The following is a 2,447-nucleotide window of genomic DNA, read 5'->3' as shown; positions in this document are numbered from 1 at the left end:
TTGATTAATCCAACGCGATACAGATGCAGAGCCAATCCGAAATTGCTTCGCTGTTTCTCGGATACTCAACTCTTCTTCTTCCATCGTAAATATCACTTTACGTCTAAAATCAATTGAATAGCTCATATAAATAATGTAATCAAAATTAAGTTGCTTAGCTATATAATCCGCGACATAGGCGTTAATCAAAAACATCACGCGCTCTCGATACTGGCTACCTGTCGCAAAGTGCAAATCACGCACCCCCGTTGGCGCAGATAAGCTAATCGTGTATTTCCACTGTTGCTCAAAGCCTTTTTGTGTTCGCAGTAACCGCAACAGAATTTGCGCCCGTTGCAAGGCTTGCTTGCCCCAGACATTCACGTCAAAAAGGATTTTCTCGTGCTGGCTGTATTCCATCACCTCAACGTTTCGGCGGTATAGCTAAGCGCCTTAATTTTGATTATAAAATATATGTTTTTCTCCAATATAAATTTACTGATATAGAGTAATTACTTGTAATCATTTTAAAGTCGCCCAGCTATAAGTTTCGCTAAAGCCTTTGACTTCACTGTTGCCAGATTGCTCAATGTTGATAACAGGCCCGTTGAAATTCTGATTCGCCAGATTTTCACGTCCGATAAATATACTGTTTTCGGCAACCTCTAGCGTATCTCGAATCACCATTTCCAGCCGTTGGATTGGTGGTGGCTGGTAGTTTTTGTGGTGTAAATTGGTATCTTGCATTGACGAATAGCTCCAATGGTTCTATCATGTAACTTATGAGGAAGTGAAACGTTCATGACCCAACCCGAAAGGAAGAAAATTAATGAGTAAAGCAATGACAACTATTGAACTTGAAAAAATCCATGCTGAAATTTCTAAAATGATGGCAGAAACTATTAAGTTAAATTCAGAAGCAAATAAATTAAATTCAGAAACAGCTAAATTGAATAGAGAGACTTTTTGGTATCCGGTTGCTGTAGCATCAGGAATTGTTGGAGCAGTGGCGGGAATTACCACTGTGATCATAAAATTAGTCTGATAATCAACATCCTCTGCTACTTGTAGAGGATAGGTATTACTATGCGTCTTTTCTTAAACTACAAAGAACCATCGGTCAATGAACTTCTTAAACTGAAAGAGAATCTTGGCTTTAACGGCTCTCAAATGGCAGATTTAGCCTTAGTCTCGAATAATAGTCAGTGGCGAAAGTATACAAATAGGCAAAACCCTCGACCGATATCCCCTCATATCCTTTTTGTTATGGCTGCACAACTCGCCTTAGATAAAGATGAAATCAATAAAATACTTGCTAAGATGCAGAGTTTAGGGGCGAGTCTTTCAATAGACGACAAGTGATCTTACTATTTTTCACTTCCTCAAAGACATAGCGCACATAGCCATAGTCGCTATAGTCTTTGCGGTTAATCGATTTAAATATTTTCCCCTTGTATTCCATATAAACACCGAGCAAATCGGCATACTGCAGTTGCACATGCACCGTGAAATAGGCCAATGACCAATCCAGACTATCTTTGTTAATTGCTTCATCCGGCAAACTGCTGATTACGCCTTCAATCGATTTTCGTGTCACCGCAAAATCCGGCTTAAAATCTTTCGTGCTGATCACTTCGGTGATGAATGTTAACGGTTGCGAAAATCGGCGGAGGGTTCTTGCCATATTAGGCAGTCTCATTTTTTCACCACCTGATAGGTTATCGATTTTTTCAATGCGCCCGTGTCTTGCAATAGCCTTGCTTCAATGACACCTTTTTTCAGTTGCGCCTTGGTGCTTTGAGCATCCAAAGGCCACGACCCAAAACTTTGCGTATCAAACGTTTCAATTGACCAACCAACAGCCAGTTCGCCGATATACGCCAGAAATTCTTTTTCGCTAATTTCACCTGAAATGAATAAGCGGTATTTTTCTTTTACCGCTTATTCAATGATTTCTTTTTGGTGATCACGAATCGGTACCCGCAAAAATGATCGCGGCGGGATTTTCTCCGTGCCAAATTCGTGGATAGTACCCACTTCTACCACACTAATATCTGAATCTTTATACGGTCTGGTATTTTCCAATACACCCACTTCCACTTTCAGTTTGTTAAGTTCCGCAAACTGTTTTTTGGCTTTTTCAAGCAATTTCGATTTCAGCATTACCAGTTCATCCCGATTGCTAAGGCGTAATTGTTTATGCGACTTTCCAGCACCAAATATTGCTCGCCAAAGGCGGAGGTTTTAAACCAGTCTTTCTCTGTTCCTGAAAAATTCGCGCTGACACTGACATCGCCCACACTTTGACTACCAAACAGCGCATTCGGATCGGCTGAATGAGAATCCTTTGTTGGACTATTTTCATGGAAGCCTGCCAAAAAAAGCAGATGGGCGGTGAGGTACAGCAAGCCTTTCTCATATGCTCATATATAGCTAAGCGACTTAATTTTGATTACACCATATTGAGT

The 2,447-nt window shown here is 40.5% G+C and carries 6 protein-coding genes; 1 reads left to right on the top strand and 5 read right to left on the bottom strand.

Going from position 1 to position 2,447, the window contains the following annotated elements:
- Positions 1–399, bottom strand: a 399-nt coding sequence (locus tag ARSQ2_RS10435; RefSeq protein ID WP_238334463.1) for a phage neck terminator protein, incomplete at its 3' end; no start/stop codon positions are given.
- Between the two features lie 102 nt (positions 400–501).
- Entirely contained in the window at positions 502–726 is a 225-nt protein-coding gene (locus ARSQ2_RS10430) for a hypothetical protein (protein ID WP_181995261.1), read from the bottom strand.
- 82 nt (positions 727–808) lie between these two features.
- Here ARSQ2_RS10430 and ARSQ2_RS10425 point away from each other — a divergent pair, with 82 nt between their 5' ends.
- Complete coding sequence (locus tag ARSQ2_RS10425; protein ID WP_238334462.1) at positions 809–1,024, top strand: hypothetical protein; 216 nt, start codon at positions 809–811, stop codon at positions 1,022–1,024.
- Between the two features lie 270 nt (positions 1,025–1,294).
- Here ARSQ2_RS10425 and ARSQ2_RS10420 read toward each other — a convergent pair whose 3' ends face one another.
- The 3 genes from ARSQ2_RS10420 to ARSQ2_RS10410 form a co-directional block, all read right to left on the bottom strand.
- Positions 1,295–1,678, bottom strand: a complete 384-nt coding sequence (locus ARSQ2_RS10420; protein WP_181995260.1) for a hypothetical protein — start codon at positions 1,676–1,678, stop codon at positions 1,295–1,297.
- A gap of 242 nt (positions 1,679–1,920) precedes the next feature.
- On the bottom strand, positions 1,921–2,127 hold the full coding sequence (locus ARSQ2_RS10415; protein WP_181995259.1) for a hypothetical protein: 207 nt from the start codon (positions 2,125–2,127) through the stop codon (positions 1,921–1,923).
- Between the two features lie 14 nt (positions 2,128–2,141).
- Positions 2,142–2,387 (bottom strand): DUF4054 domain-containing protein, encoded by a 246-nt coding sequence (locus ARSQ2_RS10410; RefSeq protein WP_255487693.1) that lies wholly within the window; start codon positions 2,385–2,387, stop codon positions 2,142–2,144.
- Positions 2,388–2,447 lie beyond the last annotated feature (60 nt).

The sequence above is a fragment of the Arsenophonus endosymbiont of Bemisia tabaci Q2 genome (assembly GCF_902713415.1).
Lineage (GTDB): Bacteria > Pseudomonadota > Gammaproteobacteria > Enterobacterales > Enterobacteriaceae > Arsenophonus.
Note: the sequence above shows the minus strand (reverse complement) of the source record. Positions and strands in the feature narration are given on the sequence as shown.

What these genes read in the sequence shown, in the direction of transcription:
- ARSQ2_RS10430 (WP_181995261.1), bottom strand. Translation starts at nt 726, where the DNA reads ATGCAAGATACCAATTTACACCACAAAAACTACCAGCCACCACCAATC.
- ARSQ2_RS10425 (WP_238334462.1), top strand. Translation starts at nt 809, where the DNA reads ATGAGTAAAGCAATGACAACTATTGAACTTGAAAAAATCCATGCTGAA.
- ARSQ2_RS10420 (WP_181995260.1), bottom strand. Translation starts at nt 1,678, where the DNA reads ATGAGACTGCCTAATATGGCAAGAACCCTCCGCCGATTTTCGCAACCG.